The sequence below is a fragment of the Pseudoalteromonas aurantia genome (genome assembly GCF_005886875.1).
Taxonomy (GTDB): domain Bacteria; phylum Pseudomonadota; class Gammaproteobacteria; order Enterobacterales; family Alteromonadaceae; genus Pseudoalteromonas; species Pseudoalteromonas aurantia_A.
In genome coordinates, this window is sequence record NZ_PNBY01000083.1 from 1 (window position 1) to 3,060 (window position 3,060).

Consider the following 3,060-nt stretch of genomic DNA (forward strand, 5'->3'; position numbering starts at 1 on the left):
CCACTGCGTAGGAATATAGACAGAGTCACTGGTGATGGAGCATATGACACACGCAGTTGCTATGAGGAGGTCGCAGCAAAAGGTGCGATTATGCGGGTACCGCCAAGAGACAATGCCCAATACTGGGAAGAAGGACACCCCAGAAATAATGCCGTATTTATGATGCACCAAATAGGGTTAACGCAGTGGAAAGTGAATTCAGGGTACCACCTTCGTTCACTTGCCGAGACGGCGATGTATCGTTTTAAGCAATTAATGGGTGATAAGCTAAAAAGTCGTCAATTTAATAGTCAGCATACTGAAACGATGATTAAAGTGAAGGCAATAAATCAAATGACTGGGCTAAGTATGCCCAAATATCAGCAACAGAGTTAAAACTGAGAAGTTGATTAGGATTTCGCTATTTGATCAACAAGGCCTTGCCGAGACGGCGATGTATCGTTTTAAACAATTAATGGGTGATAAGCTAAAAAGTCGTCAATTCAATAGTCAGCATACAGAAACGATGATTAAAGTGAAGGCCATAAATAAAATGACTGGGCTAGGTATGCCCAAATATCAGCAACAGATTTAAAACTGAGAAGTTGATTAGGATTTAGCTATTTGATCAACAAGGCCGCCAAGCCCGGATATATGTCAGAGCAACGCTTTATTGCAAATGGGTCAAACGTCAAACAGTGGCAGCGACGAAATGAAAAAACGAGGTAGTTTATTCTACCCCGCCAGAGTTATTTTGTTTGACACACTGGGAGTGTCCATATATGTCAGTTAAAATTAGTTACAGTTTTGACGATGATTTTAGATCTGAACCTTTATTTAGCTAACAGGATGATGATAAAATGTGACCACCAATACACACCCCCGTTAAATAATGTAAAGAAAATGCAATTAAAAAGTATTTGAGAAATACATTTTAATATGTAAAACTAAAAAAGATAAGTAACTTAAGTTTGGTTATTTATTAAATTAAAACCTTTAAAAAAGGATAGTTTATGAAGGTTAATATAATAAATTGGGCATTAACTACTGCATTATTAATGAGTTTCAACTCATTTTCTGAGGAAAATTATACTCATCAGGATGTAACTGTTGAATCACTTAAGGAGCAACTCGTTAAAAATGAGCTTTTTCGTCGTGACCTAGCCTGGAAAAACGCAAAAGTCAAGTCTAAAGAAGCACTTGAAAAAGTTACTAATAGGTCATCAGCATTAGATTCATTATCGTTGAATGGAAAACAGATATTTGTTGATAGTGTGAAATTTAAAGATACAGGGCTAGCTAGCTTTAATTATTCAATCTTGGAAGCTGAGCTAACGGTTGAAGAAATTTATAATGTACTAGCCATGTTTGGCGCGCAACATATTATTTCTCGTTTTAAAAATGCTAGAATTGAGACGAATATTGATAAAATGTTATTAAATGATGAGATTTTTGGTTTTAGCAACATCATACCACTGGGAGATCATATCGATTATGAATGTATGGGGGGTATCTATAGCGCTGGTGATGAAACCGATTTTAAAATTGAAGGTGATAAGTCAATACAAGCAAACTGCTTCAAAAGCCCTGATTTTATTTGCTTAAGTAATTGTGGATAAATTTTAATCAATTTAACAAAGTGGCCTTGGCCACTTTTTGGTGATAAATATGAAATTTATTTATTTTTTCCTAATAAATTTTAATTCAAGCTTAGTTTTAGCTTACAATTTTAAAGAATGTAAAAATAATTTAGGTTTAAACTTTGATAATATACTTAGTAATGCCGCATTAATTGACAAGACATTTAAGAAAAAATTAACTTCGAAATTTAAAGATGAGTTTGTTGATATTAGGGTTGATGGGTACCATGATTTATATAGATTTTGTGTACGGGAAAAGTATTCAGTTAAAGGCCTATCCATCATGGATAGTAAAAAATTATACCAAACTTATTTTATATTAAAAAGGGTTTTCTTTTTCACTCGGGAACCTGGGGTACTCTCTGATATTAGCTTGGTTGTTAGTGAAATGCTACGAAGAGAAAATAATGATAAAAGACCTATTAAATGGACTTTTCAAGCTTACCTTAGTATAAGAGACTTCGAAAATGCTAAAAAATTAAAATCAAAATATAATTACTTACCTCTCCCCTTAGTTCCTAAAATTATGAGTATTGAAAAGTTAAAAGAAGATGATGATAGTCGTATATTATATAAATTAGTTAAAACTAAAAATGTACTACTTAGAGAAAGCTTTAAGTTTCAAAAGGAAGGTCAAATCATTGTTATTGGGTCTCCTTATTGTAATCCCTCAAGAAAGTTTGTTTCTTGGTTGAAAAAAAACCCTGAAATAGAATCCATTTTTAGTGAAAATGCTGTCTGGCTGATGCCACAAGATGGGCATTTAAAACTAGAAAGCATAAGAAAAGTCAACGAGAACAATAAAAATATTGCTTACCATTATGTACACAATGAGTCACATTGGCCTGAAATTGACTATTGGGGAACACCTAGTTTTTATTTTTATAAAAATGGGAATCTGATTGATAAAATAATTGGCTACAGTGATAATGGTGATTTTGAAAAAAATATGAATTCACTATTACTAAAAATTAACTTGACTGATTGATTTGAACAATCTTTTAGAGAGGAGGCAGGATAAACTATAATACCACTTGCAAATAACGAACAATGACACCCATTTAAAATTATTGAATAGCAAGTGATTTTTCATGCTCTTGCCCTGAGTCAAACGTCAAATAGTGGCAGCGACGAAATAAAAAACGAGGTAGTTTATTCTACCCCGCCAGAGTTATTTTGTTTGACACACTGTGAGTGTCCATATATGTCAGTTAAAAAATTGCCACTGCAATGTTTAATTAATCCAAGACCTACCGCCCTCAACTGAACAACTCGTGCCACAATCATGACAAGTCGCCCCAGTTGCACCACAACACCTTAAAGTTCTACTTGAGCCATCCTCACATTTAGCCCTACAACAACTACCTTGAGCCATTATAAAGCCATTATTAGATTCACAAGAATTATCCATTATTCTTTCTAGGTATCCGTCCGCCAATCC

4 protein-coding genes are annotated in these 3,060 nt (G+C 33.9%); all 4 read left to right on the plus strand.

Annotated features, from left to right (window positions below):
- Positions 1–375 (plus strand): transposase (locus tag CWC18_RS16250; RefSeq protein ID WP_138675691.1); only part of this gene is annotated, 375 nt, incomplete at its 5' end.
- Positions 376–385: 10 nt separating this feature from the next.
- On the plus strand, positions 386–574 hold the full coding sequence (locus CWC18_RS16255) for a hypothetical protein (RefSeq protein WP_249930145.1): 189 nt from the start codon (positions 386–388) through the stop codon (positions 572–574).
- Positions 575–992: 418 nt separating this feature from the next.
- Positions 993–1,598, plus strand: a complete 606-nt coding sequence (locus CWC18_RS16260) for a hypothetical protein (protein ID WP_138675692.1) — start codon at positions 993–995, stop codon at positions 1,596–1,598.
- 49 nt (positions 1,599–1,647) lie between these two features.
- On the plus strand, positions 1,648–2,607 hold the full coding sequence (locus tag CWC18_RS16265) for a hypothetical protein (RefSeq protein WP_138675693.1): 960 nt from the start codon (positions 1,648–1,650) through the stop codon (positions 2,605–2,607).
- Positions 2,608–3,060 lie beyond the last annotated feature (453 nt).